17 protein-coding genes and 1 tRNA gene are annotated in these 22,375 nt (G+C 71.7%); 9 read left to right on the top strand and 9 right to left on the bottom strand.

What is annotated here, in order from left to right; translation table 11 throughout:
• The first annotated feature begins 72 nt into the window (after positions 1–72).
• From ACWEK3_RS16270 to ACWEK3_RS16260, 3 genes are all read left to right on the top strand, one after another.
• A complete protein-coding gene (locus tag ACWEK3_RS16270) occupies positions 73–462 on the top strand; it encodes a hypothetical protein (RefSeq protein WP_390874483.1) in 390 nt (129 codons plus the stop codon).
• Between the two features lie 101 nt (positions 463–563).
• The gene (locus ACWEK3_RS16265) at positions 564–1,151 is read left to right on the top strand and encodes a hypothetical protein (protein ID WP_453249936.1); all 588 of its coding nucleotides are present in this window, start codon (positions 564–566) and stop codon (positions 1,149–1,151) included.
• A 31-nt stretch (positions 1,152–1,182) separates the two neighbouring features.
• Entirely contained in the window at positions 1,183–1,554 is a 372-nt protein-coding gene (locus ACWEK3_RS16260) for a hypothetical protein (RefSeq protein ID WP_453249935.1), read from the top strand.
• A gap of 267 nt (positions 1,555–1,821) precedes the next feature.
• Here ACWEK3_RS16260 and ACWEK3_RS16255 read toward each other — a convergent pair whose 3' ends face one another.
• On the bottom strand, positions 1,822–2,241 hold the full coding sequence (locus ACWEK3_RS16255) for an ATP-binding protein (protein ID WP_453249934.1): 420 nt from the start codon (positions 2,239–2,241) through the stop codon (positions 1,822–1,824).
• Positions 2,242–2,475: 234 nt separating this feature from the next.
• Between ACWEK3_RS16255 and ACWEK3_RS16250 the strand changes: the two genes are divergently transcribed.
• Together ACWEK3_RS16250 and ACWEK3_RS16245 are read left to right on the top strand one after the other, a co-directional pair.
• The gene (locus ACWEK3_RS16250; RefSeq protein ID WP_450539157.1) at positions 2,476–3,327 is read left to right on the top strand and encodes a helix-turn-helix domain-containing protein; all 852 of its coding nucleotides are present in this window, start codon (positions 2,476–2,478) and stop codon (positions 3,325–3,327) included.
• Between the two features lie 9 nt (positions 3,328–3,336).
• Positions 3,337–3,561, top strand: coding sequence for a DUF397 domain-containing protein (locus ACWEK3_RS16245; RefSeq protein ID WP_453249933.1), 225 nt, complete (start codon positions 3,337–3,339; stop codon positions 3,559–3,561).
• Between the two features lie 587 nt (positions 3,562–4,148).
• Here ACWEK3_RS16245 and ACWEK3_RS16240 read toward each other — a convergent pair.
• From ACWEK3_RS16240 to ACWEK3_RS16225, 4 genes are all read right to left on the bottom strand, one after another.
• Positions 4,149–4,865 carry an HNH endonuclease family protein gene (locus ACWEK3_RS16240; RefSeq protein WP_453249932.1) on the bottom strand — a complete coding sequence of 239 codons (717 nt, stop codon included), beginning with the start codon at positions 4,863–4,865 and terminating at the stop codon, positions 4,149–4,151.
• A gap of 164 nt (positions 4,866–5,029) precedes the next feature.
• Complete coding sequence (mfd, locus tag ACWEK3_RS16235) at positions 5,030–8,572, bottom strand: transcription-repair coupling factor (RefSeq protein ID WP_453249931.1); 3,543 nt, start codon at positions 8,570–8,572, stop codon at positions 5,030–5,032.
• Between the two features lie 239 nt (positions 8,573–8,811).
• A complete protein-coding gene (locus ACWEK3_RS16230; RefSeq protein ID WP_453249930.1) occupies positions 8,812–11,391 on the bottom strand; it encodes an ABC transporter permease in 2,580 nt (859 codons plus the stop codon).
• Positions 11,388–12,176: an ABC transporter ATP-binding protein gene (locus tag ACWEK3_RS16225; RefSeq protein WP_361411827.1), complete on the bottom strand. Its 789-nt coding sequence runs from the start codon at positions 12,174–12,176 to the stop codon at positions 11,388–11,390. The genes ACWEK3_RS16230 and ACWEK3_RS16225 overlap by 4 nt, the downstream gene beginning before the upstream one ends.
• Positions 12,177–12,648: 472 nt before the next feature.
• On the opposite strand from ACWEK3_RS16225, the gene ACWEK3_RS16220 reads away from it, so the two are divergent.
• The gene (locus ACWEK3_RS16220; protein WP_453249929.1) at positions 12,649–14,145 is read left to right on the top strand and encodes an MFS transporter; all 1,497 of its coding nucleotides are present in this window, start codon (positions 12,649–12,651) and stop codon (positions 14,143–14,145) included.
• 19 nt (positions 14,146–14,164) lie between these two features.
• Here the strand turns inward: ACWEK3_RS16220 and ACWEK3_RS16215 are convergent, their stop codons facing one another.
• From ACWEK3_RS16215 to ACWEK3_RS16205, 3 genes are all read right to left on the bottom strand, one after another.
• A complete protein-coding gene (locus ACWEK3_RS16215) occupies positions 14,165–15,052 on the bottom strand; it encodes a cellulose-binding protein (protein ID WP_450539095.1) in 888 nt (295 codons plus the stop codon).
• 168 nt (positions 15,053–15,220) lie between these two features.
• The gene (locus ACWEK3_RS16210; protein WP_453249928.1) at positions 15,221–18,067 is read right to left on the bottom strand and encodes an SUKH-4 family immunity protein; all 2,847 of its coding nucleotides are present in this window, start codon (positions 18,065–18,067) and stop codon (positions 15,221–15,223) included.
• A gap of 8 nt (positions 18,068–18,075) precedes the next feature.
• Positions 18,076–19,095 (bottom strand): SMI1/KNR4 family protein, encoded by a 1,020-nt coding sequence (locus tag ACWEK3_RS16205; protein WP_453249927.1) that lies wholly within the window; start codon positions 19,093–19,095, stop codon positions 18,076–18,078.
• A 312-nt stretch (positions 19,096–19,407) separates the two neighbouring features.
• Here ACWEK3_RS16205 and ACWEK3_RS16200 point away from each other — a divergent pair, with 312 nt between their 5' ends.
• Both ACWEK3_RS16200 and ACWEK3_RS16195 read left to right on the top strand, forming a co-directional pair.
• On the top strand, positions 19,408–19,923 hold the full coding sequence (locus ACWEK3_RS16200) for a YwqJ-related putative deaminase (protein WP_450539089.1): 516 nt from the start codon (positions 19,408–19,410) through the stop codon (positions 19,921–19,923).
• Between the two features lie 107 nt (positions 19,924–20,030).
• Positions 20,031–20,567, top strand: coding sequence for an SUKH-3 domain-containing protein (locus tag ACWEK3_RS16195; protein WP_450539087.1), 537 nt, complete (start codon positions 20,031–20,033; stop codon positions 20,565–20,567).
• Positions 20,568–20,630: 63 nt separating this feature from the next.
• On the opposite strand, the gene ACWEK3_RS16190 is transcribed toward ACWEK3_RS16195, so the two are convergent.
• Positions 20,631–22,007: a sensor histidine kinase gene (locus ACWEK3_RS16190; protein WP_453249926.1), complete on the bottom strand. Its 1,377-nt coding sequence runs from the start codon at positions 22,005–22,007 to the stop codon at positions 20,631–20,633.
• Between the two features lie 237 nt (positions 22,008–22,244).
• Here ACWEK3_RS16190 and ACWEK3_RS16185 point away from each other — a divergent pair.
• Positions 22,245–22,317: transfer RNA gene (locus ACWEK3_RS16185), tRNA-Gln, on the top strand.
• Positions 22,318–22,375: the final 58 nt, after the last annotated feature.

Genomic DNA, 22,375 nt, shown 5'->3' with positions numbered 1-22,375 from the left:
CCAACGGGGGTGCGCGGGAGATCCTTCCGCGCACCCCCGGCCTCCAGCCCCACCGATCCGGAAGGACCGACCATGGCAGCAGCACCCTCCACCGCTGTCTCGTCCCTCGTCTTCATACTCGGCTACCTCGTCTTCAGCGCCTGCTACATCGCGCTCACCGTCGACTGGAAACAGCGCTCGGTGCTGTTGTGGATGCTTCCCGTGGTCGGCGCCGGGCTGGCTTTGGGGCGCGCCCGAGGCGAGTCGATGAACCTGCTGCTCTTCGGTCTCGGCGGCTGTATCGCCGTCCTGTCCTTCTTCCTGTTCTTTCCGCGCGGTAAGCGCAAGGAACTCAACCGTCGGAAGGCGGCGGGCGAGAACATTCCCGACAAGGAGTACGAGCCGCCGCAATGGGTGGTGTGGACCACCGTGACCGGCATCCTGGCCTGGATCGTCGTCACGTTCATCATCTTCCGGAAGTGACCACACCGATCCAAGTGCCCGAACCGCGCAGGAAACACCTTCAGGGGTGCCGCACGCACATAGTGCGTGCGGCACCCCCGTTTTGAGAGGAAGGAACCGACATGACGTCCGACGAGGAGGGGGCCCGTGCGGGCGCGCGGGTCGAGTACCGCACCCCGGACCGGAAACGTGCCCTGGTCCTGTCGGCACTGCTGGTCGCGTGGGGCGTCGGCTCCCTGGTGCGCGTACTTCTCGGTCACTTCTCCGGCTTCGTCGACATCCTGGGCCTCGCCCTGTGTGCCCTTGCCCCCTTCATCCTCAACACCAGCCTCGCGAAGACCGTCTTGGACGACAGAGGGATAGACGCCTGGCGGCCCCTGTGGCGCCGTACCGTCCGCCGGCAGGACGTCCGGAGCGTCGCCACCGAGGAGAAGAGCAGCCGGGGCTTCGGCGCGCACCGCGTCAGGGTGCACCGCCACAAGGGCGGCGCCGTTTGGCTACCCGCGTACGTGGACCTGCGTGCCTCGAAGGAGGAGACCGACCGCTTCGCCGCCCAGGCCGCTCAGATCATCACCCGGTGCAGGCCCACACGACCGTGGACGGCGCGTAGCCCGCCTGCGTTCCACGACAGAGCGGCCCTCGCGCCTCCGCGGGGAGCCGCTGGGGAAAACTTCCTGGCAAGGGACTGCGTGCGCCGCCCGGTGACTTAGTCTTCCCTTCTGCACTGCCGTAGGGGGAGAGATGGAAAAGCGTCTGGGGGCCGGCTGGTTCCAGCGGATCGCCTGGTCGGTCCTGGTGTGGGGCTCGCTGGGCCTGCTGGTGTGGGTGCCGTTCCTGTATGTGGCGATCCGCCGCGGACGCGGATCGGACTGGGGCGCCTTCGCCGCCTTCGTCTTCTACGAGTGCGTGACGCTGCCGTGGTCCTCCCTCACCTCCCGCGGCGAAGGTGACCCGATCCTGGGCGCCGTCGTCGTACTGTGCCTGCTGACAGCGACGGCGATGCTGCTGTTCGCCGTCTTCGACCGGCAGTCGGCGCGAGGGGCGCAGTCGCCGTACGCGGTACCGCCGGCACCCGCTCAGGGACAGGCGTACGGGTACCCGTACGGGCGGTAGCGGCAGGCCCCCGCACCCTCACACCCGCCGGGTGCGGCGCAGGATCCGGACAGCCGGCCAGGTCAGCAGGGCGGTCAGCCCCCCACATGAAGCCCGAGATGGCGATCAACTCACCGGTGCTGGTCTCCGGATCGTCGGCACCGAAGACCGTGAACGACAAGGCCAGGAAGCCGAACAGGGCGCCGAGCAGCCCGAAGACGACCAGGGCCGCCGTCGGTGCCCCGCTACTCCGTCTCCCGCCTCCGCGCCACAGGGCGAGCTCGTCGGTCAGGCTGCGGCCAGCTCACACCAGACGACCTTGCCCCGGTTGCCCTCCTTCGCCAGCGGCTGCCACCCCCACAGATCCGCGCAGGCCTTGACCAGCGCCAGCCCCCGCCCCTCCTCCAGTTCGGCGGCCTGCTCCAACGGCCCCGGCGGCTCCGGCGGCGCGGGGTCCGCGTCCCACGCCCCGATCCGCAGCACCCCCGCCGCCCACCGCACTCGCAACGCGGCGGGCCCCTTCGTGTGCCGTACGGCGTTCGACACCAACTCGGCGGCGAGCAGTTCGGCCACGTCGACCAGGCGGATCAGGCCGTGCATGGTGAGGATGAGGCGGAGGGTGCGGCGACTGACGGTGACGGCACGCGGGTCGTTGGGGATGTAGAGGCAGTACTCCCAGGGGTCGGTTGTAGTGCCGGTTTCGGGCATGGGTCAGCTCCGATCGTCGGGGGAGGGGTCTGGCTCTACGGCGATGTATGGGCGGTGGCATTGCCGCACCCGTCATGGCAGGACGGAGCGGTGCGCTTCCAGCACCACGGGGTTCCGCAGCGTGTGCGTCACGTCACCGACGGTAGACCTTAGAATTAAGATTCAGCAAGCGATCCCGTAATCTGACCCCCGAATGAGTCGCGTCGACAGGCATGTTGAAGCAAGGAGCGGCCGATGGGGACCAAGCGTGAGCCGACAGCGCGCCAGATGCGGTTGGCGGTCGAGCTGCGCAGGCTTCGCGAGGCGGCAGGCATCAGTTCCCGGGAAGCGGCCTCGATACTCGGCGTGAACTCCGTCCAGATCAGTCAGATCGAGTCCGGCGTCTCAGGAGTGAGCGAGCAGCGCCTGCGTCGCATGACCGCCAACTACGCATGCACCGAAGAGAAATTCGTCGATGCCCTGGCTGCCATGGTCACCGATCGGACGGAAGGCTGGTGGGAGGAGTACCGCGGACAACTGCCTACGCCGTTCCTGGACATCGCCGAGCTGGAACACCACTCCACGTATCGGCACGATGTGGAGTTCCTTTTCATTCCCGGTCTGCTCCAGACACCCGAGTACGCCCGCGCCGCCTTCTCCTCCAGAGTCCCCGAACTCCCCGAGGAAGAGCTTGAACTACGCGTCCGACACCGCATGCAGCGCAAAGTGATCCTTGAGTCGCCTGATCCCACTCCGTACAAGGCCGTCATCCACGAGGCGGCACTACGCATCAGAGTCAGCGACCGAGCCACCTCACGAGCCCAGCTCATGCGCGTGCTGGAGCTTTCTGAGGCGGACCACACCACAGTGCGGGTCATCCCCTTCGACATGGATGATTTCGGCGGAGCCTGGAGCCCGATGATGCTGGCAGGCGGCGCCGTGCCCAAGCTGGACACGGCTGTTCGCGACGCACCTCACGGCACCGGCTTCATCGATTCCGAGGCCCAACTCGGCGTCTTCCGAACGCTTTTTCGTAGAGTGGAGGCGGTGTCACTCGACCCCGACCGTTCGCGTGACTTCATCCACAGGCTGGCCAAGGAGTTGTGAGTCCCCACCATGATCACCCCCAAGAACTGGCGGAAGTCCTCCTACTCTGGCGGCGGCGACGGCAACAACTGCGTCGAGATCGCGAACTCCCCCACTCGCATAGCCATCCGCGACTCGAAGGCCCCGGCAGGAGCCATCCTCACCTTCCCGGCCGGCGCCTTCAGCACTTTCGTCCAAGCCCTCAAGGGCGAGGGCCGCTCGACGGGGACCGACCTCGCCGGATTCCAGGTCTGACCGGTCCCGGACGAGCGCGCGGCAAGGCCGGCCGGACTGGTGCGCGCCGCTACGACCGCTTGGCATCACCGCGACGGTGTACGCCCAGGTTTGCCAGACCTTCGCGCCAGCGCTTTGCCCCCTCGGGCTGCCTTATGCGCGCCGAAGGTGCAGTCTCAATGAGATGCAGCAGATTCCAGGCCAAACCAAAGCACAAGTCCTCACCGAAACACTCGGCCAGAACGTGCGCCTCCTCGTCAGTCACCGGACGCTCAATGAGATCCAGGAGGGCTCCGGCACGCTCGACTGCGTCCTCAAGAGCCTCATCAGGTTCGCCTCTCTCGGAGGGAAGCTTACCTAGGGCAACGAAATCACCAACCTGGGGCCGTATCACGGAAATCGTCCCTCGGCTGCCTTGATGGAGCCCTCTTTCGTCGGGCCGTTGACCTTCACAGCGCACCCCAGCTGCGCCCATCGCACTTACAAGGTTTTGGCCCGGACCGCCGAACCATACCTCCCCCATTTCGGCGAAGCCGCTGACGCCGAAGGACTGTTCGGTGTCAGCGGCCTCGACGCGGGTCCTGCTCGTACGGCGGTACGGCGGTGCGTCAGCGGGCCCGGAACCGCTCCGGTGCCTTCGTCGGGTTGCCGCCCGAGGGGAGCTTCTGGCTGGGGCAGGTGGACAGGACCTTCTTCATCGCGGTCTTCTCGGCCGCGGTGACCCACAGTTCGTACTTCTTCTTCACCGCGACCTGCGCGGCGACGTACGTGCACCGGTAGGCCTTGGCGGGCGGCAGCCACGTCGCCGCGTCGCCGTCGCCCTTGGAGCGGTTGGCGCTCGCGTCCACGGCTATCAGGTTGAGCGGGTCGTTGGCGAGCGCTATGCGCTTGCTCGCGTCCCAGTACGCGGCGCCCTTCTGCCAGGCGTCCGAGAGGGCGACGACATGGTCTATGTCGACCTGGCTGCGCCCCCGCCGGTAGACGATCTCCTTGTCCGAGTACGGGTCCCGCTCCAGCACGCCGTACGACACCTTGCAGTTCCCGTCGGTGAACCGCACCTGCTTCAGGTCCCGTTTGAGGATGTCGTCGCGGGTGGGGCAGCCGTTGGAGTCGGTGTCCGCCCAGGCGGTGCCGAACTTCTCCCGGACGTAACCGGTCTTCGGCGACCGCCCCTTGACGGTCAGCGACTCGGCGGCGGCGAGCGCCTCGCCGCCGGTCTTCGCCGGCTCCGGTCCGCTCGCGCCACCGTCCAACTGCTCCGTGCATCCGGTCACGAACAGTGCCACGACGGCAGCCGCAACCGCCCCGCCCCTCAGACGCGTCACGCTGCGCCCCTCCCCTAACCTGCCTGGTCCCGCCCTTGGTTCGGGCGTCCTTCACCTGGTGCCCACCGTAGCGGGGAATACGCCCAGGCCACACGGGGGGTACTGGGGTCACGAGGGGCGAACGCGCGGACCGCGCCCCCTCCGCGACCCCAAAGACGCGCTGGCTACGACCCCAGGATGGATGCCAGGAACTCCCCCACCCAGCCCAGCAGTTCACGGCCGACCAGCGGCTTGCCGCCGACCTTCGCGGTCTTGGGGCGGGGTACGAGGACCTGGTGGACGGCCGGCTTGATCACCGAGCCCGGGTAGAGGCGCTTGACGCGCAGCTCCTGCGACTCGCGCAGATCCACCGGGGCGAAGCGGATGTTGTTGCCCTGGAGGACGATCTCGCCGACACCGCAGGCCCGGGCGAGCATGCGCAGCCCGGCCACCAGCAGCAGGTTCTCCACCGGCTCGGGCAACTTGCCGTAGCGGTCGGTGAGTTCCTCGCGGACGGCCTTGATGTCCTCCTCGGAGTTCGCGGAGGCGATGGACCGGTAGGCCTGGAGGCGCAGCCGCTCGCCGGGCGCGTAGTCGTGCGGGACGTGCGCGTCGACCGGCAGCTCGATCTTGACCTCGAGCGGCGGCTCCTCCTCGATCTCCCCCGTCTCCAACTGCCGCCGGTAATCCGCGACCGCCTCCCCGACCATCCGCACGTACAGATCGAAGCCGACGCCCGCGATGTGCCCGGACTGCTCGCCGCCCAGCAGGTTTCCGGCGCCGCGGATCTCCAGGTCCTTCATCGCCACGTACATGCCGGCGCCCATCTCGGTGTGCTGCGCGATGGTCGCCAGGCGCTCGTGGGCCGTCTCCGTCAGCGGCTTCTCCGGCGGGTACAGGAAGTAGGCGTAGCCGCGCTCGCGGCCGCGGCCCACCCGGCCGCGCAACTGGTGCAGCTGGGACAGGCCGAAGTTGTCGCCGCGCTCCACGATCAGGGTGTTGGCGTTGGAGATGTCGATGCCGGACTCGACGATCGTCGTGGAGACCAGCACGTCGAACTTCTTCTCCCAGAAGTCGACGACGACCTGCTCCAGGGCCGCCTCCGACATCTGGCCGTGGGCGGTGGCGATGCGCGCCTCGGGGACGATCTCCCGCAGCCGGGCCGCGGCGCGGTCGATGGACTCCACCCGGTTGTGGATGTAGAAGACCTGGCCCTCGCGCAGCAGTTCGCGGCGGATCGCCGCGCCGATCTGCTTCTCCTCGTACGGACCGACGAACGTCAGCACCGGGTGCCGCTCCTCGGGCGGCGTGGTGATCGTCGACATCTCCCGGATGCCGGTCACCGCCATCTCCAGGGTGCGCGGGATCGGGGTCGCCGACATCGTCAGGACGTCGACGTTCGCGCGCAGCTTCTTCAGCTGCTCCTTGTGCTCGACGCCGAAGCGCTGCTCCTCGTCGACGATGACCAGACCGAGGTCCTTGAACTTCGTCTCAGAGGAGAACAGGCGGTGGGTGCCGATGACGATGTCCACCGCGCCGTCCCCGAGGCCCTCCACGACCGCCTTCGCCTCGGTGTCGGTCTGGAAGCGGGAGAGCGCTCGGACGTTCACCGGGAACTGCGCGTACCGCTCGGAGAACGTGCCGAAGTGCTGCTGCACCAGCAGTGTCGTCGGGACCAGGACCGCGACCTGCTTGCCGTCCTGGACGGCCTTGAAGGCGGCGCGGACCGCGATCTCCGTCTTGCCGTAGCCGACGTCGCCGCAGATCAGGCGGTCCATCGGGACCGACTTCTCCATGTCCTCCTTGACCTCGGCGATCGTGGTCAGCTGATCCGGGGTCTCCGCGTACGGGAAGGCGTCCTCCAGCTCGCGCTGCCACGGCGTGTCCGTGCCGAAGGCGTGCCCGGGCGCCGCCATCCGCGCGCTGTAGAGCTTGATCAGGTCGGCGGCGATCTCCTTGACCGCCTTCTTCGCCCGGGCCTTGGTCTTCGTCCAGTCGGCGCCGCCGAGCCGGTGCAGCGTGGGCGCCTCGCCGCCGACGTACTTGGTGATCTGCTCCAGCTGGTCGGTGGGAATGTACAGCCGGTCGCCGGGCTGGCCGCGCTTGGCCGGGGCGTACTCCACCACCAGGTACTCGCGGGTCGCGCCCTGCACCGTGCGCTGCACCATCTCGATGTAGCGGCCCACGCCGTGCTGCTCGTGGACGATGTAGTCGCCCGTCTCCAGGCTCAGCGGGTCGATGGTCTTGCGCCGCCGCACCGGCATCCGCGCGCCGTCCCGGCCGGCCGTCTTCTGGCCGGTCAGGTCGGTCTCGGTGAGCACGGCCAGCTTCAGCGCGGCGTCGAGGAAGCCGTGGTCGATGCCGCCGCAGGCCACGTGCACGACCGACGGGGACACCTGCCCGAGGTCCACGTCGAGGCGGGCCGCGATGCCCTCCCCGCCCAGCACCTCGACGGTGCGCGAGGCCGGGCCGTGGCCCTCGGTGACGAACACCGCGCGCCAGCCGTCCGCGAGCCAGCCCTTGGTGTCGGCGAGCGCCTTCGCGATGTCACCGCGGTACGTCTCGGGCGCGTGCATACCCAGCTTGAGCGTGTCCCCGTCCCCGTCGTACACCGTCTCGTCCGCGGCGAACGGCGACACCGACCACCACATCATGTCCAGATCGCGCGCCCGGTCCCGGACGTCCGCGATCGACCACAGGGAGGCCGCGCCGAGGTCGATGGGCGCCTCGCCGCCGCCGGCCGAGGCCGCCCAGGACGCCTGGAGGAACTCGTGGGAGGTCGCCACCAGGTCCGCCGCGCGCGTGCGCACCCGCTCCGGGTCGCACACCACGGTCATGGCGCCCTTGGGCAGCACGTCGAGCAGCAGCTCCATGTCGTCGACGAGGACCGGTGCCAGGGACTCCATGCCCTCCACCGCGATGCCCTCGGCGATCTTGCCGAGCAGCTCGCCGAGCTCCGGGTGCCGCTCGGCGAGTGCACGCGCACGCGTGCGTACGTCCTCGGTGAGCAGAAGCTCACGGCAGGGCGGGGCCCACAGTCCGTGCTCGGCGACCTCCAGGGAGCGCTGGTCGGCGACCTTGAAGTACCGGATCTCCTCGACGTCGTCGCCCCAGAACTCGATGCGCAGGGGGTGTTCCTCGGTGGGCGGGAACACGTCGAGGATGCCGCCGCGCACGGCGAACTCGCCACGCTTCTCCACCAGTTCCACGCGGGAGTACGCGGCGGCGGCGAGGTCGTCCACCACGTTGTTCAGGTCCGCCGTCTGCCCCGTTCGCAGGGACACCGGCACCAGGTCGCCCAGGCCCTTGACCTGCGGCTGGAGTACCGAGCGCACGGGTGCCACGACGACGGAGACCGGGCCGGTCTCCGGATCGTCGGGGTTCGGGTGGGCCAGGCGGCGCAGCACGGCCAGGCGGCGGCCCACGGTGTCGCTGCGCGGGCTGAGCCGCTCGTGCGGCAGCGTCTCCCAGGAGGGGTACTCCACGACGCCCTCCGCCGGCAGCAGCGAGCGCAGGGCCGCGACCAGGTCCTCGGCCTCGCGGCCGGTAGCCGTCACCGCGAGCACGGGACGGGCGGCCTCACGGGCCAGGGCGGCGACGGTGAAGGGGCGGGCGGCGGGAGGACCGACGAGGTCGACGTGCATGCGGTTGCCGTCCGCCGCCGCGGTGATCGCTTCCGCGAGGGCTGGGTCCTTGACGACGGCGTCGAGCAGACCGTGCAGGCTCATGGGGGGCTTTCCGTCCGAATCCGTCCGAGGGTGGGCAACGCGAAGATCCCGACTCGTGCGCGGGCCGGGGATTCCTTCAGCGTACGCCGCCGGGCAGGCGGGCCGCGGGGGCTGTGGACAACCCCGGTCGCGCCCCCGCCGCCCCTTCCGGCACAAGCCCGGTGCCGGGAAGTCCCCCTGACTTCCCGGCACCGGGCTCCACCGTGTCCCCCGTCCACGGAGGGGGCGCGTCGCGCTCGCTACTCCGTCGCGATCGCGTTCAGAACGTTCATCCGGCCCGCCCGGAAGGCCGGGATCAGGGCGGCGAACAGGCCCACGAAGGCCGAGCCGATGAAGACTCCGGCGATTGTGACCCAGGGGATCTCCAGGACCTTCAGGCCCTCCAGGGCGAGGAGCTTCTGGGCGGTGGCGCCCCAGCCCATGCCAAGACCCAGGCCCAGCAGTGCGCCGAACAGGGCGATCACCACGGACTCCAGGCGGATCATGCGGCGCAGCTGGCGGCGGGAGAGGCCGATCGCCCGCATCAGGCCGATCTCCCTCGTCCGCTCGACCACCGACAGCGCCAGCGTGTTCACCACGCCCAGGACGGCGACGATGATCGCCAGGGCGAGCAGGGCGTAGACCATGTTGAGCAGCTGGCCGATCTGGTTCTGCAGCTCCTCCTTGTAGTCGGTCTGGTCGCGGACGGTGTACTGCGGGTAGTCGTGCAGCGCGGACTTGAGCGCCTGGTACGCGGCGGTCTCCTGCCCGTCCTTGGCGGTGGCGAAGAGCAGCAGGTCGAGCGGCATCCGGTCGGCCGGCAGGTACTTTCCGACCGTGGCGATCGAGACGTACATCGCGCCGTTGTCGATCATGCCGTCGTCGCTGGTGATCGCGCGGACCGTGAGCTCGGCCGTCCTGCCGCCCTTGAACCCAACCCCGACCGTGGACCCCTGCTTGATGCCGTGCTTCTTGGCGAAGCCCTCGGGGACGGACATCGAGTCGGGCCCGTAGGCGTCGGCGAGCGTGCCGGAGACCGTCTTGGTGCGCAGGTCCTGGGCGTACGTCGGGTCGGCCGCGTTGATCATCTCGTTCTTCGAGGTACGGCCGTCCGGCGTGGTCAGGGAGACGTCCACGAGCTTGTACTCGGTGACCCGCTCCAGCCCCGGGGCGTCCTTCACGGCCTTCACCGCCTGCGGGGTGATGACCTCGCCGTTGTCGCTCTGGATGATGAAGTCCGTGCCAACGGTCTTGTCGAGCTGGTCGGTGGCGGAGGCGACCATCGAGGAGCCGACCACCGACAGGCAGGCCACCAGGGCCAGGCCGATCATCAGCGCGGCGCCGGTGGCGCCGGTGCGGCGCGGGTTGCGCAGCGCGTTGCGCTCGGCCATCCGACCGATCGGGCCGAAGATCCGCAGCAGGACCGCGCTGAGCACCCGGACCAGGCCGCCCACGAGCAGCGGGCCGACGACGACGAGGCTGATCAGGGTGAGCACCACGCCCAGACCCAGCCACGCCGAGCCCTGAGTGGCCTTGTCGGCGTTGGCCGCGGCGTACAGGCTCGCGGCACCGGCGCCGGTGAGGACCAGGCCGACGACGGCCCGTACGGTCCCGGCCCTGCCGTCGGCCGGGGTCCCCGCCTCGCGCAGGGCGGCCATCGGGGAGACCTTGCCGGCCCGCCGGGCGGGCAGGTAGGCGGCGAGGACGGTGACGACCACGCCGAGGACCAGGCCGATCACGGGGGTGGTCCAGGCGACCGTGAGGTCGTCGGTGGACAGGTGCATGCCCATCTGGCTCATGAGCTTCATCAGGCCGACCGCGATGCCGACGCCCGCCCCGACACCGAGCACGGAGCCGACCACGCCCAGCAGCAGCGCCTCGACCAGCACGGACCGGTTGACCTGGCGGCGGGAGGAGCCGATGGCGCGCATCAGGCCGATCTCACGGGTGCGCTGGGCGACCAGCATCGAGAAGGTGTTGATGATCAGGAAGATGCCGACCAGGAAGGCGATTCCGGCGAAGCCGAGCATCCCGTACTTCATCACGTTCAGGAAGCTCTCGATGTCCTTCTGGTTGGCGTCGGCGACCTCCTTGGCGGTCTGCACCTTGTAGCCGGCGCCGAGCGCGGAGGCCACGTTCTTCTTCAGCTGCTCGTCGGTGACGCCCTTGGCGGCCGTGACGTTGACGTTCGTGTACACGTCGGTCCGGCCGACCAGGGTCTGCTGGGCGGTCCTGGTGTCCAGGTAGAAGATCGCCGCGCCGGGGTTGGTGACGGTGAAGGCGGCGATGCCGGACACGTGCGCGCGGTGGGTGCCGACCGCGCTGATCAAACCGATCTCGTCGCCCAGCTTCAGGTGGTGCTTGTCGGCGGTGTCGGCGTCGACCATCACCTGGTCCGGGCCCTTGGGCGCCGCACCGGAGGTGATCTTCATGGTGCGGGAGTCGTTGTCGTTCCAGTTGCCGACGATGGTGGGCGCGCCGCTGCTGGGCGACAGCTTGTCCTTGTCGGCGTCGACGACGGTCACCGAGGTGGAGAACACCGTCCCCTCGGCGGCTCCCACGCCCTGGGCCCGGCGCACCTCGCCGAGCACGGAGGCCGCCATGACCGGCGGCTTGCCGGTCCGGGAGGTGGTCTCACCGGTGTCGGACGAGGTCTTGGCGCTCACCGTCACGTCCGAGGCGGTCGCCTGGAACAGCTTGTCGAAGGTGGTGTTCATGGTGTCGGTGAACACGAGCGTGCCGCACACGAAGGCCACCGACAGCAGCACGGCGACAGCCGACAGCGCCATGCGTCCCTTGTGCGCGAAGAAGTTGCGCAGGGAGGTCTTCAGGACGGTCATGACGTACGCCCCCGGGCGTCGAAGTCCTTCATGCGGTCCAGGACCTGATCGGCCGTCGGCTGGTTCATCTCGTCGACGATCCGGCCGTCGGCGAGGTACAGCACGCGGTCGGCGTAGGAGGCGGCCACCGGGTCGTGCGTGACCATCACGATCGTCTGGCCGAGGTCGTCCACGGACCGGCGCAGGAAGCCCAGCACCTCGGCGCCCGCGCGGGAGTCCAGGTTGCCGGTCGGCTCGTCACCGAAGATGATCTCGGGCCGGGCGGCCAGGGCCCGGGCCACGGCGACGCGCTGCTGCTGGCCGCCGGAGAGCTGGTTGGGCCGGTGCCTGAGCCGTCCCGCGAGGCCCACGGTCTCCACCACCTGCTCCAGCCACTTCCGGTCCGGCTTGCGGCCGGCGATGTCCATGGGCAGGGTGATGTTCTCGAGCGCGTTCAGCGTGGGCAGCAGGTTGAAAGCCTGGAAGATGAAGCCGATACGGTCCCGGCGCAGCTGTGTGAGCTTCTTGTCCTTCAGCCCGGTGATCTCGGTCTCGTCCAGGAAGATCTGGCCGCTCGTCACGGTGTCGAGGCCGGCGAGGCAGTGCATCAGCGTGGACTTGCCGGAGCCCGAGGGGCCCATGATCGCGGTGAACCGGCCGCGGGCGATGTCCACGTCGACGTGGTCGAGGGCGACGACACGGGTCTCCCCGGCCCCGTACGCCTTCACGACCTGCCGCGCCCGAGCGGCGACGGCCGTAGTCCCTCCAGTACCCCCGTGCCTGGGAATGGTCACAGCCGTTGTCACGTCAAGTCTCCTATGTCGGTCTGGTGGTGAAACGCGTCTGGTGGCGAGTGGCGTCTGCTGGTGAATCGCGGTGGTGGATCGCGGTGGTGAGCCGCGTTCGATGGATCGAGTCGGTGCGTGTACGTCGTGCGCTGCGGTACGCCGTCGAGTCTGGTCGACGAAGGGTGTCCGGCGCGCTGGTGCTCAGCGCAGTCTTCTCCGGGGGAAAACCCCACCCCCGCCGCTCCGGCGTACCGCCCCACGCGGCGTAAAGCCAGGTTAAGGACCGTCCCCCTGCCCGCTCGTCCTCCGTCGGTACGAACCCTCCCCGACCCCGGGTACGGAGCTTCCCCTAGGGGGCCTCCCCCCATGGGTGGACACGCTCTCAGGGTCGCCTCCGCCTCCCGGCCCCCTCAGCCTCCGCCCTCCCGCTACGTGAAGGTCAAGTGGGAAGCTGTCCGAGGCAGATGGATGCAGGGGGAAAGGATCCGGAGTGGGCAGCACCGAACCCGCGACACGGCAGGCCGCTCGACCCGGCGCGACCGACCGGCGGGGCGCGGTCGTCGCCGCGCTCATGCTGGCCATGGCGCTGGCCGCCCTCGACTCGACGATCGTGTCGACGGCCGTGCCGCAGATCGTCGGGGACCTCGGCGGCTTCTCCGTGTTCTCGTGGCTGTTCTCGGGCTACCTGCTGGCGGTGACGGTGACTCTGCCCGTCTACGGCAAGCTGTCCGACACCTTCGGCCGCAAACCGGTGCTCGTCGCGGGCGCGGTCGTCTTCCTCGTCGGCTCCCTGCTGTGCGCCGGCGCCTGGAGCATGGGCGCGCTGATCGCCTTCCGCGTCGTCCAGGGCCTGGGCGGCGGGGCGTTGCAGGGCACGGTCCAGACACTCGCCGCCGACCTGTACCCACTGGAGCAGCGTCCGAAGATCCAGGCGAAGCTCTCCACGGTGTGGGCGGTGTCGGCGATCGCCGGACCGGCCCTGGGCGGCGTCCTGGCCGCCTACGCCGACTGGCGCTGGATCTTCCTGGTCAACCTTCCGGTCGGCGCCGTCGCCCTGTGGCTGATCGTCCGCCACCTGCGCGAGCCCGAGCGGGAGCCGCGGTCGCGCCCTCGCGTCGACTGGGCGGGCGCGCTGGCGGTGTTCGCGTGCGCGGGTGCCCTGCTCACCGCGGTGGTGCAGGGCGGTGTGGCGTGGCCGTGGCTGTCGGCGCCGTCGCTCGCCCTGTTCGGTACGGGGCTGGCGCTGGCCGCCGCGGTGGTGGTGGTGATCGAACGGCGGGCGGCCGAGCCGATCCTCCCGGGCTGGGTGTGGCGCCGCCGTACGATCGCCGCGGTGAATCTCGCCCTGGGCGCGCTGGGGTTGCTGATGGTCGCCCCGACGGTCTTCCTGCCCACGTACGCCCAGTCGGTGCTCGGCCTGGCGCCGGTGGCCGCCGGATTCGTCCTGTCGGTCTGGACCTTGAGCTGGCCGGTGTCGGCCGCGCTCAGCCAGCACGTCTACCGGCGGATCGGCTTCCGCAACACCGCCATGCTCGGCATCGGCGCGGCGGCGCTGACCCTGTTCGCCTTCCCCTTCCTGCCCTATCCCGGCGCGGCCTGGCAGCCCGCCGCGCTGATGCTGGTGCTGGGCGCGGCCCTCGGCCTGTTCCAGCTCCCCCTCATCGTGGGCGTCCAGTCGACGGTGGGGTGGTCGGAGCGGGGCACGGCCACCGCCTCCATCCTCTTCTGCCGCCAGACCGGCCAGACGCTCGGCGCGTCCGTCTTCGGCGCGGTCGCCAACGGGGTGCTGGCCACGCGCCTCGGTGGCGCGGGCGACCTGGACTCGGTGACGCGGGCACTGGGTTCGGGCACGGCGCCGGAGGCCACACGCCGGGCCATCGCGGACGCGGTCCACGCGGTGTACGTGGGAGCGGGGTGCGCGGCTGCGCTGGCGTTCACGGTGCTGCTGGTACTGGCGCCGCGCCGCTTCCCGGTACTGAAGGATTGAGGCGGCCGGCCGCGGGGCGCTACTCGGCCCACGCTCCTTCCTGCAGTGCCGTGATGCTGTCCTGCACGGTGTCCATCTGGACCCGTACGTCGTCCCACACCTCGCCGTGCTCGCGCAGCACCCGCTCGGTCTCGTGGGCGATCCGGTCCGCGCGCAGCCGCGCCTCGGCCAGCAGCTCCGCCGCCCGCGCGCGTGCCTCCTCCGGTTCCCGCCCGGCTTCCTCCCGCGCGTCGGCGAGAGCCTGCTCCGCCTCGGACAGCGCCCTCTCGGCGGCCGCCACCCGCTCGATGTGGTCGACCTCCAGCGCGGCCTGGCGATCCGTCGCCTCCTGCTCCGCGTCGACCAGCGCGTCCGCCTGTTCGCGGGACTGCTCGGCGAGCATCCCGGACGTGCGCTGCCGCATCTCCCGCAGCGCCGCCAGCGCCTCGCCGCGGGACTCCTTCATCTCGCGCCGCACGGAGATCCGGATGTCGTCGGCCTCCGCCCGGGCCGCGAGCAGTCGCTGCCGGGCCCGTTCGTCGGCCTCGGCGCGTACGGCGTCGGCGTGCGCCCGCGCGTCCTGGAGCACGCCGTCCGCGTGCGTCCGCGCCGTCTCCAGCAGTTCGTCCGCCTCCTGCCGTGCCCGCTCCCGGACCGTACGCGCCTCCTCCAGCCCCAGCTCGTACAGCCGCCGGGCGCCCTCGCCCAGCGACTCGTAGGTCTGCTCGCCGAGTCGCGCGACCCTCTCGCGCAGGACCGCGAGCTCCTCCTCCATGTTCCTGGCCAGGACGGTCAGCCGCGCGGCCCGCTCCCAGCCGGCGTCCCGGTCGTCGGAGAGGGCGTCCGCGAAGGCCTTCACCTGATCGGGGCGGTAGCCGCCTCCCCGTACGACCACGAAGCCGTGGAGCGACATCGGTGCGCTGCCCATCCTGGACCCCTCTCCCGCCATCGGTGATTTCGCGCACATCTTGAGGGATTGGGCGGAAATGTTCATAACGCGACACTCCGGGCGGAAGCGGCGGTCGGCCTCGAACACAAAAGGGCCGGGACCGGTCACACGACCGGTCCCGGCCCCCTGGGCCGAACGTTCACACGCTCACAGGAGCCCGTCCCACATCTGCTCCAGCAGCACCGACCACCAGCTCTCGGGCGAACCGAGCGCCGCCGGGTCGAGCGCGGCCAACTGCGCCTGGAAGTCGACGGTCCAGCGGCCCGCCTGCTCCTGGTTCAGGCCGAACCGCAGCCGCCACATCCGGCCGAGCAGCGCCAGGCAGCGCGCGAACTCCGGCAGACCGGTGTTCACGAACTGCGGCGCCACGGGCGCACCGCCCGGACCCGCCTCCACAGGCACCGCCACGATGTTCGCCGTGCCGTACTGCACGCAGATCGCCTTGCCGAAGTCGCTGCCCATGACGAGGTAGGAACCCGCGTCCGAGGCCGGCTGCACCCCGCGCTCGGCCGCCAGCTCCGCCAGCGTCGGCACCGGGCGGCCCGGCTGGGCCTGCGCCCAGAAGAACGGCCCCATGTCCATGGGCAGACCGGCCACCACCAGCGTGTGCGCCACGACCGGCGGTACGCCCTGCCGGGAGACCGCCGCCTGCTCGAACCGGAAGACACCCGGCCCGAACGCCGCGGCGAGCTCCTGCGCGATCCCCTCCGGGGGAATCGGCGGCACCGGCTGCACCGGCGGCAGTGGTGCGCGAACCGGTCCCGGACGGGCCGGACCGTCCGCCACCTGGTGCAACTCGCCCTGGTGAGCGAGCAGTTGCTGCATGCCCTGCTGACGGCTCGCGTGGTCGGTGCCGTACGGGGCGATGGACGCGATGCGGGCCTGCGGCCACTGCTCACGGATCATCCGCGCGCAGTAAGCGCCGGGCAACTCGCAGGACTCCAGCTCCGTGTGCAGTTCCAGGACCCGGTCCGGCGGCACGTTCATGGCCCGCAGCTCGTGGAAGATCTGCCACTCCGGGTGCGGCGTGCCGGGCGCGGAGCGCCGGATCAGCTGCTGCTCGGAACCGTCGTGCGCGCGGTAGCGCAACACGGCCTGGTATCCGGGCCCGACGGTCGGCTGCCCCTGCTGGGGGTAGCCGTAGGCCGGGGGACGCTGCCCGGGAACGGGCGGCTGACCGGGCATCGCCTGACCAGGGACAGGCGGCTGACCAGGCATCGCCTGCCCCGGAACGGGCGGCTGGCCGGGCACGGCCTGACCGGGCATGGGCGGCGCGCCCGGCGGCGGTACCGCGCCCGGCGGCATGGGCGGCGGGGTGCCCGGAGGCATACCGGGCACACCAGGGCCGCCCGGGGCGCCGGGAGCGTCCGGGGGTGGCGGAGGCGTGTGGGGGCCGCCCGAGGGGGGCGCGGCCAGCATCGTCTCCGCGTGGTGCACGGCTCCCGGAGCGCCTGGGGCACCCGGAGTGCCAGGCGCGCCCGGGGCGCCCGGGGCGCCCGGGGCGCCGGGCATGCCAGGGGCACCCGGAGGAACACCGGGGGCACCCGGGGCGCCAGCAGCGCCCGGAGCACCAGGGGGCGTCGGCGGCTGCGGCGCGCCGGCGGCGGCACCCGGCGGCTTGGGCGCACCCGGTGCACCCGGAGCGCCGGGCGGAGCCGGCGGGTGCGGGGCGCCTCCGCCGCTCTGGCCGGGGTCGGCGAGCATCGTGGCGGCGTGGTGGACGCCGCCCGGGGGCGTACCGCCGGGCGCGCCCGGACCGGTGAGGCCCTCGGGCCCGTCGGGACCGAGCGACGACACCATCTGGGTCGGCACGTAACCGCCCGCGGCGCCCGGAGGGGGAGGCGTGGACGGACCACCCGGCCGCGCGCCCGGCGCACCCGGAGCACCAGGCGGCGGAGGCGTGGTCGAACCGCCTCCGCGGCGCGGCGGAGGCGCCGCCTTGCTGGTCGCGGCGTCGGCGATGTCGCCGGCGTTGGGCGCGAGCGGCCGCCGGTGACCGGCACCGCCCGGCACCTGCGCACCCGGCACCGGTGGCGGAGTACCGGGGGCCGCCGGTCCACCCGGCCCCTGCGGATACCCGTACCCGGCATCACCCACCGCTCCGGACACCGGCGGAGGCGTACTGCCCTGCGGCACACCCGGCACCGACGGCGGAGGCGGCGTACCCGGAGCCGCCGGGGCACCCGGTCCACCCGGCCCCTGCGGATACCCGTACCCCGCACCCGGCGCAGGCGAAGTGCCCGGCGGAACCGGCCCGTTGGGATCGTCGACCGCCGGTGAGAACGCCGTGCGCGGGAGCGCGCTGCCGCCCGCCATCAGCGCCGTCTTGGCGTCCGGCGGGGCGGCGGGCGGCGGGGTGTCGTCGTCGGAGCCGCTCAGCGGCGGCGCGAACACGGTCGCCGGCAGCGGTACGGAACGGTCGTCCCCGGTGTCGGCGTTGGTGTCCGTACCCGCCCACGGGGTCGCCCCGGCCGGCGCACCCGGCGCACCCGCGTCCGCGGACGCGCCCAGCGGCACCCCGGCCTGCGTCTGGGGAAGCGGACCACTCCCGGCCGCCTCCGCCGACGCGGCGGCGGCAGCCGCGCCGCCACCCGTGCCCGAGTCACCGCGCCGGTCCGGAATGCCCATCCGGTCCGCCGCCTCCTGAAGCCACTCCGGCGGGCTCAGCAGGAAGGACGTCTGATTCAGGTCCACCCGCGCCGGGGGCGCCGGGGCCGCGCCGGCGGCCGGCTCGACCCGGCCGTACTCCTCCTCGTACCGGCGGACCACCTCGCCCACCGGCAGCGCGGGCCACAGCGTGGCCTCCCCGCTGTCCCGGGCGATCACCAGCCGCTGCGCGCCCCCGTCCAGGCGCGGGCCGCCCTCACGGTCCTCGGCCCACACCACGAAGCCCAGCTCGAACTCCCGTACCCGCACCTCACGGTGCTGGTACGCGGGCACATCCCCGTTGATCCACTCCTCGGCGCGCTCCTGCGCCTGCGCGAACGTCACCATCGCTCGACTCACTCCCCCACCGACGAGACGGCCACGGCACGGACGAAACCGCCGTCCACCATCAGGTTCGCCACCGTCTCCAGCTCCGGCGGCGAACCCGCCAGCCGGGACAGGAACGCGTCGAAGTCCTCACCGCACGGCAGCAGCAGCCGCTGCACCCGCTCCGCCTGCGGCCAGGACGGATCCACGTCCCGTACGTCGTCGTACGCGCAGAACCACACCGAACCGGCCCGCTCGCCCTTCACCTTCACGGCGAGCAGTCCGCCCTGGACGAAGCCGACGGCCAGGTAGTCCTTGGTCAGATGGTCGCGCAGGCACTTGTTGACGTACACCAGGTCGTTGACCGCCGCTTCTTCGCGGACCGTGAAGAACGGCTGGTCGACCAGCAGTCCCAACTCCGCGTCCAGGGCCGTCCCGACGGGCGCGCAGCCGCCCGCGGCCTTCAGGAAGGAGCGGTAGGCGCCCGGCAGTCGGTATCCGAGGTCCTCCTCGACCCCCTGCACCTGCTGCTCCGACACCGCGGCACTCGACTTCGGCAGCCGGAAGTGCGCCGGCCGCGTCTCCTGCAACGGGCGCGTGCCCCGCTTGCCCTGGTCGACGTTCGCGGTCGCGATCCCGCCGTGGTGGCGCAGCAGCGCCTTCACCTCCACCGGGACCAGTTCCAGGCGCCGGGAGCCGGCCACGTGGTGCCAGGTCCAGCCGTGCGGGGTCGCCACGTTCGGCACCGTGTCCCACAGCTCGTGCCCCGACGCCGCCATCGCCGCGTTCGCGGACACGTAGTCCGTCAGCCGCAGTTCGTCGACCCCGAACCCCTGCGGCGGCTCCGCGATCTCCACCGCGGCCCGCGCGTACGGCGAGAAGTCGGGGAAACCGCGGTCGTCCACCCGCACCCCTCTGGGGTGACGTGCGGCCCGGACCGGATCCGGAAAGTGCACGACCTGCCCGGCATAGGCCGCGTTCGGCGGCGCGGCCTGTCCCCCAGCCTGGCGGCCGGGTGGTACCCCAAGCCCGAGCCGACCTGTCGTCATGGCTGTTGCCCCCTGCGGCACTCTGTACGGCCCACGGCGACCGGCTCGCTGCTCCGCCCCGCCGAGGCCCGTATCCCTACTTCTCTCCAACGCGTCCACCGCGCGCATCGCGGCGTGCCGACAGCCTATGCGGTACGACGTCACCGGTCACCGGGCCACCACCCGCCGGCCCGGCCCCGCCGTGACCAGCCGTCACCCTCCAGTGACGCACTGCCCCGGACGGGGTGTGTCACACCGCCCCAGCTTCCGCAGCAGGCACGGCATTTGGCACCCTGTGAGTTTCCGGGGGATGCACGGGAGGGAAAAACGATCATGAACGCGACGCAGACGGGACCGCACACGAGCGCCTCCGGCGACCCCAGAGTCGGCTGGAGCAGCGCCGAGACACCACACGCGCCCGCGCTCCGCCACCGCCGCGACGGCATCCTCCCGACGGTCGCCGCCGCCCTCTCCGTGCGCGGCGCCACGCTCACCGGCACCGCCGCCCGAGGCGAGGAGCCGCCCGCCCTGCACCCCCTCGTCCAGGACTTCCTCGACGCCCTCACCAGCGCCCAGCGCGACCGCTTCACCGGCCGCTGCGCCGAGACCATCCTGATCTCCCGGCAGATCACCGCCGCCGACGCCGCCCGGAGCAAACGTGCCTCCCGCAAACCCATGAGCAACGGCGAGGCCCGCAAGAGCCTGAAACACGCCAAACTCACCACCCGGCGCATCCGCGAGGACGGCGACCCCCTGCACGGCGGCTTCGCCGGCCCCTGCCGGGCCTGCACCGCGCTCAGCGCCCACTTCGGCGTCCGCATCGTCGATCCCACCGCCGGGAAGGCCTGACCCGCCCGGCCACGAGACCTCCGACCGCGGCCGCCGCGACACCCCCCACGACCGCACCGCCCGCCACGGCGCCACCCGCCGCGGCACGATCCACGAACGAAGGGCAGATGCACGCCGACCGCGCCTCCTTCCCCAAGCCCTCGACTCCTCCCCCTGGGCAGGGGGGAACCCCAGCTCGCTTCGCCGCACCCGTAGACGCCGCGCTGCGCGCCGCCGGCTGGCAACCGGGACGGTGGGACATAAAGCAGGCCGAGGGGTGGGCCGACGCCCTGCGCGAGCACCTCTCGCCCGCCGGCCACCACCACGCCGTGTTCCCCGCCGCCGTCGAGGCCTGGGCGGAATTCGGCGGCCTGCGCGTCTCGCCCACCGGGCCCGGCCGCCGGATCGCCCCCGCCGCCCTCGACCTGGACCCGCTGCACGGCCTCCACATGGCCCGCACCCTCGGCGACCTCGGCCGCGCCCTGGACACCGAGGTCTGCCCGCTGGGCGCCGAGACCGACAGCCGGTCCCTGCTCGCCATCGACACCGAGGGCCGCGTCTACGCCCTCGACCACACCGGCGACTGGTACCTCGGACCCGACGTCGACCAGGCCCTGTCGGCCCTCATCTCCGGCACGGAACCCGTACGGCTCACCACGGGCTGAACACCCGTACGACTCACCGGCCCGCCGTGGGCGGGACCCACCGTGCACCGGGCGGAAGCGCCGCTACGCCGGGATCACCGCCGACACGCGGAAGCCTCCCGCGTCCGTCGGTCCCGACACGAAGACACCGCCCAGCGCGACGACCCGCTCCCGCATCCCGAGCAGTCCGTTCCCGCCCGACGGCAGCCCCGCCGCCGACGCCGACGCGGGCTCGGGCGGCGGCTCGTTCTCCACCTGCATCGCGATCTCCGCCGACCGGTGCGCCAGCCGCACGTACGTCTTCGCCCCCGCCGCGTGCTTGTGGACGTTCGTCAGCGCCTCCTGCACCACGCGGTACGCCGTCTGCTCGACCTCCGCCGCGTACGGGCGGACCGCGCCCTGCACCGACAGGTCCACGGCCATTCCGGCGGCCGCCGACTGCCCGACCAGCTCGTCCAGCTCCGACAGGCACGGCCCCTCGGGCGCGCCGGCGGCGGCCCGGGAGGCCGCGGCCGCCGCGGCGGCTCCCACCGCGGCGAGCGGCACGGCATCCGGCGCACCGGGGGCACCCTGCTCCGACGCCTCCGTCTGCGCCTGGGTCTGGATCTGGGTCTGGGGCTGAGTTTGGGGCTGGGCGGGCCCCTCCGTGCTGCGCAGCACCCCGAGCATCTCGCGCAGTTCGGTCAGCGCTTGGCGCCCCATGTCCCCCACCAGGGCCGCGTTCTTCACCGCCTTCTCCGGATCCTTGCGGGCCACGGCCTGCAACGCGGCGGCATGGACGACCATCAGACTCACCCGGTGCGCGACCACGTCGTGCATCTCCCGCGCGATCCGGGTCCGCTCCTCGTTGCGGGCCCACTCGGCCCGCTCCTCCGCCCGCTCCGCGAGCAGCTGCAACTCCCGTTCGAGACTGTCCGCCCGTTCCCGCAGGCTCTCCATCAGCCGCCGCCGGGCCCCGACGTACAGGCCGAGAAGCAGGGGAGGGGCCGTCAGCCCGAGCGAGGTGGTCACCGCGGCGAACGGCACGAACCAGTTGCCGAGGGTCAGATCCCCGCGCGCCATGTCCTGGCGCACCCGCACGAACGTCACGATCATCGTCCCGACCAGGGACATCCCGGCCAGCGCGGCGATCACCCTGCGTGGCAACTCGCACGAGGCCAGGGTGTACAGCCCGACGATGCCCATCAGGAAGCCCATCTGGGCCGGCGTGATGGCGATCGCCACCAGCACGACGGCGATCGGCCACCGCCGCCGGATGAGCAGAACGGACCCCGCCAGCACTCCGAAGACGATCCCCAGGGACGCCGGAATCCCCGCGTCCCGGGCGAACGGCACGCCCTCGGCCCCGCACTCCAGCGCGGACACCAGCGCCAGCCCCCCGTCGAGCACGGCGCTGCGCCGGCGCGCCCACCACCACGGCCCGGTCGGGACCGCCTCGTGGTCTTCCCCCGTCGTGGTCATGGCTCCAGCCTACGGGCGCCGGCCGGGGCATTTCCGGTGAGTTCCGGGTACCGGGCCCCAGCACACTCCGTAATCGAATAACAGCGAAACCGGATGGTATCCCTCGAACTGCTGAACCATGCCCCGTTCGAGAACGGAAGCAGACATTCCCTCCGGCTCGCGGGCCCGTTCCGAGGGCCGGCGGGACGGAATCATGGCCCGGACCCGGGCACCTCTCCGGTAAGGTCTGAAGCGCTGTCCCCCGTGGTGTAACTGGCAGCACACTGGTTTTTGGTACCAGCAGGACAAGGTTCGAATCCTTGCGGGGGAGCTGCGGCGCACACGGTCCCGGTCCGGGTCCCGCCCCCACGGGTCGGGACCCGCTCTCA

This window comes from Streptomyces sp. NPDC004721 (genome assembly GCF_053601495.1).
Note: the sequence above shows the minus strand (reverse complement) of the source record. Positions and strands in the feature narration are given on the sequence as shown.

Coding starts and splice junctions, on each gene's coding strand:
- ACWEK3_RS16195 (WP_450539087.1), top strand. CDS start 20,031: ATGCACGCCGACCGCGCCTCCTTCCCCAAGCCCTCGACTCCTCCCCCT.
- ACWEK3_RS16210 (WP_453249928.1), bottom strand. CDS start 18,067: ATGGTGACGTTCGCGCAGGCGCAGGAGCGCGCCGAGGAGTGGATCAAC.
- ACWEK3_RS16250 (WP_450539157.1), top strand. CDS start 2,476: ATGGGGACCAAGCGTGAGCCGACAGCGCGCCAGATGCGGTTGGCGGTC.
- mfd (WP_453249931.1), bottom strand. CDS start 8,572: ATGAGCCTGCACGGTCTGCTCGACGCCGTCGTCAAGGACCCAGCCCTC.
- ACWEK3_RS16205 (WP_453249927.1), bottom strand. CDS start 19,095: ATGACGACAGGTCGGCTCGGGCTTGGGGTACCACCCGGCCGCCAGGCT.
- ACWEK3_RS16190 (WP_453249926.1), bottom strand. CDS start 22,007: ATGACCACGACGGGGGAAGACCACGAGGCGGTCCCGACCGGGCCGTGG.
- ACWEK3_RS16270 (WP_390874483.1), top strand. CDS start 73: ATGGCAGCAGCACCCTCCACCGCTGTCTCGTCCCTCGTCTTCATACTC.
- ACWEK3_RS16245 (WP_453249933.1), top strand. CDS start 3,337: ATGATCACCCCCAAGAACTGGCGGAAGTCCTCCTACTCTGGCGGCGGC.
- ACWEK3_RS16230 (WP_453249930.1), bottom strand. CDS start 11,391: ATGACCGTCCTGAAGACCTCCCTGCGCAACTTCTTCGCGCACAAGGGA.
- ACWEK3_RS16215 (WP_450539095.1), bottom strand. CDS start 15,052: ATGGGCAGCGCACCGATGTCGCTCCACGGCTTCGTGGTCGTACGGGGA.
- ACWEK3_RS16200 (WP_450539089.1), top strand. CDS start 19,408: ATGAACGCGACGCAGACGGGACCGCACACGAGCGCCTCCGGCGACCCC.
- ACWEK3_RS16260 (WP_453249935.1), top strand. CDS start 1,183: ATGGAAAAGCGTCTGGGGGCCGGCTGGTTCCAGCGGATCGCCTGGTCG.
- ACWEK3_RS16255 (WP_453249934.1), bottom strand. CDS start 2,241: ATGCCCGAAACCGGCACTACAACCGACCCCTGGGAGTACTGCCTCTAC.
- ACWEK3_RS16265 (WP_453249936.1), top strand. CDS start 564: ATGACGTCCGACGAGGAGGGGGCCCGTGCGGGCGCGCGGGTCGAGTAC.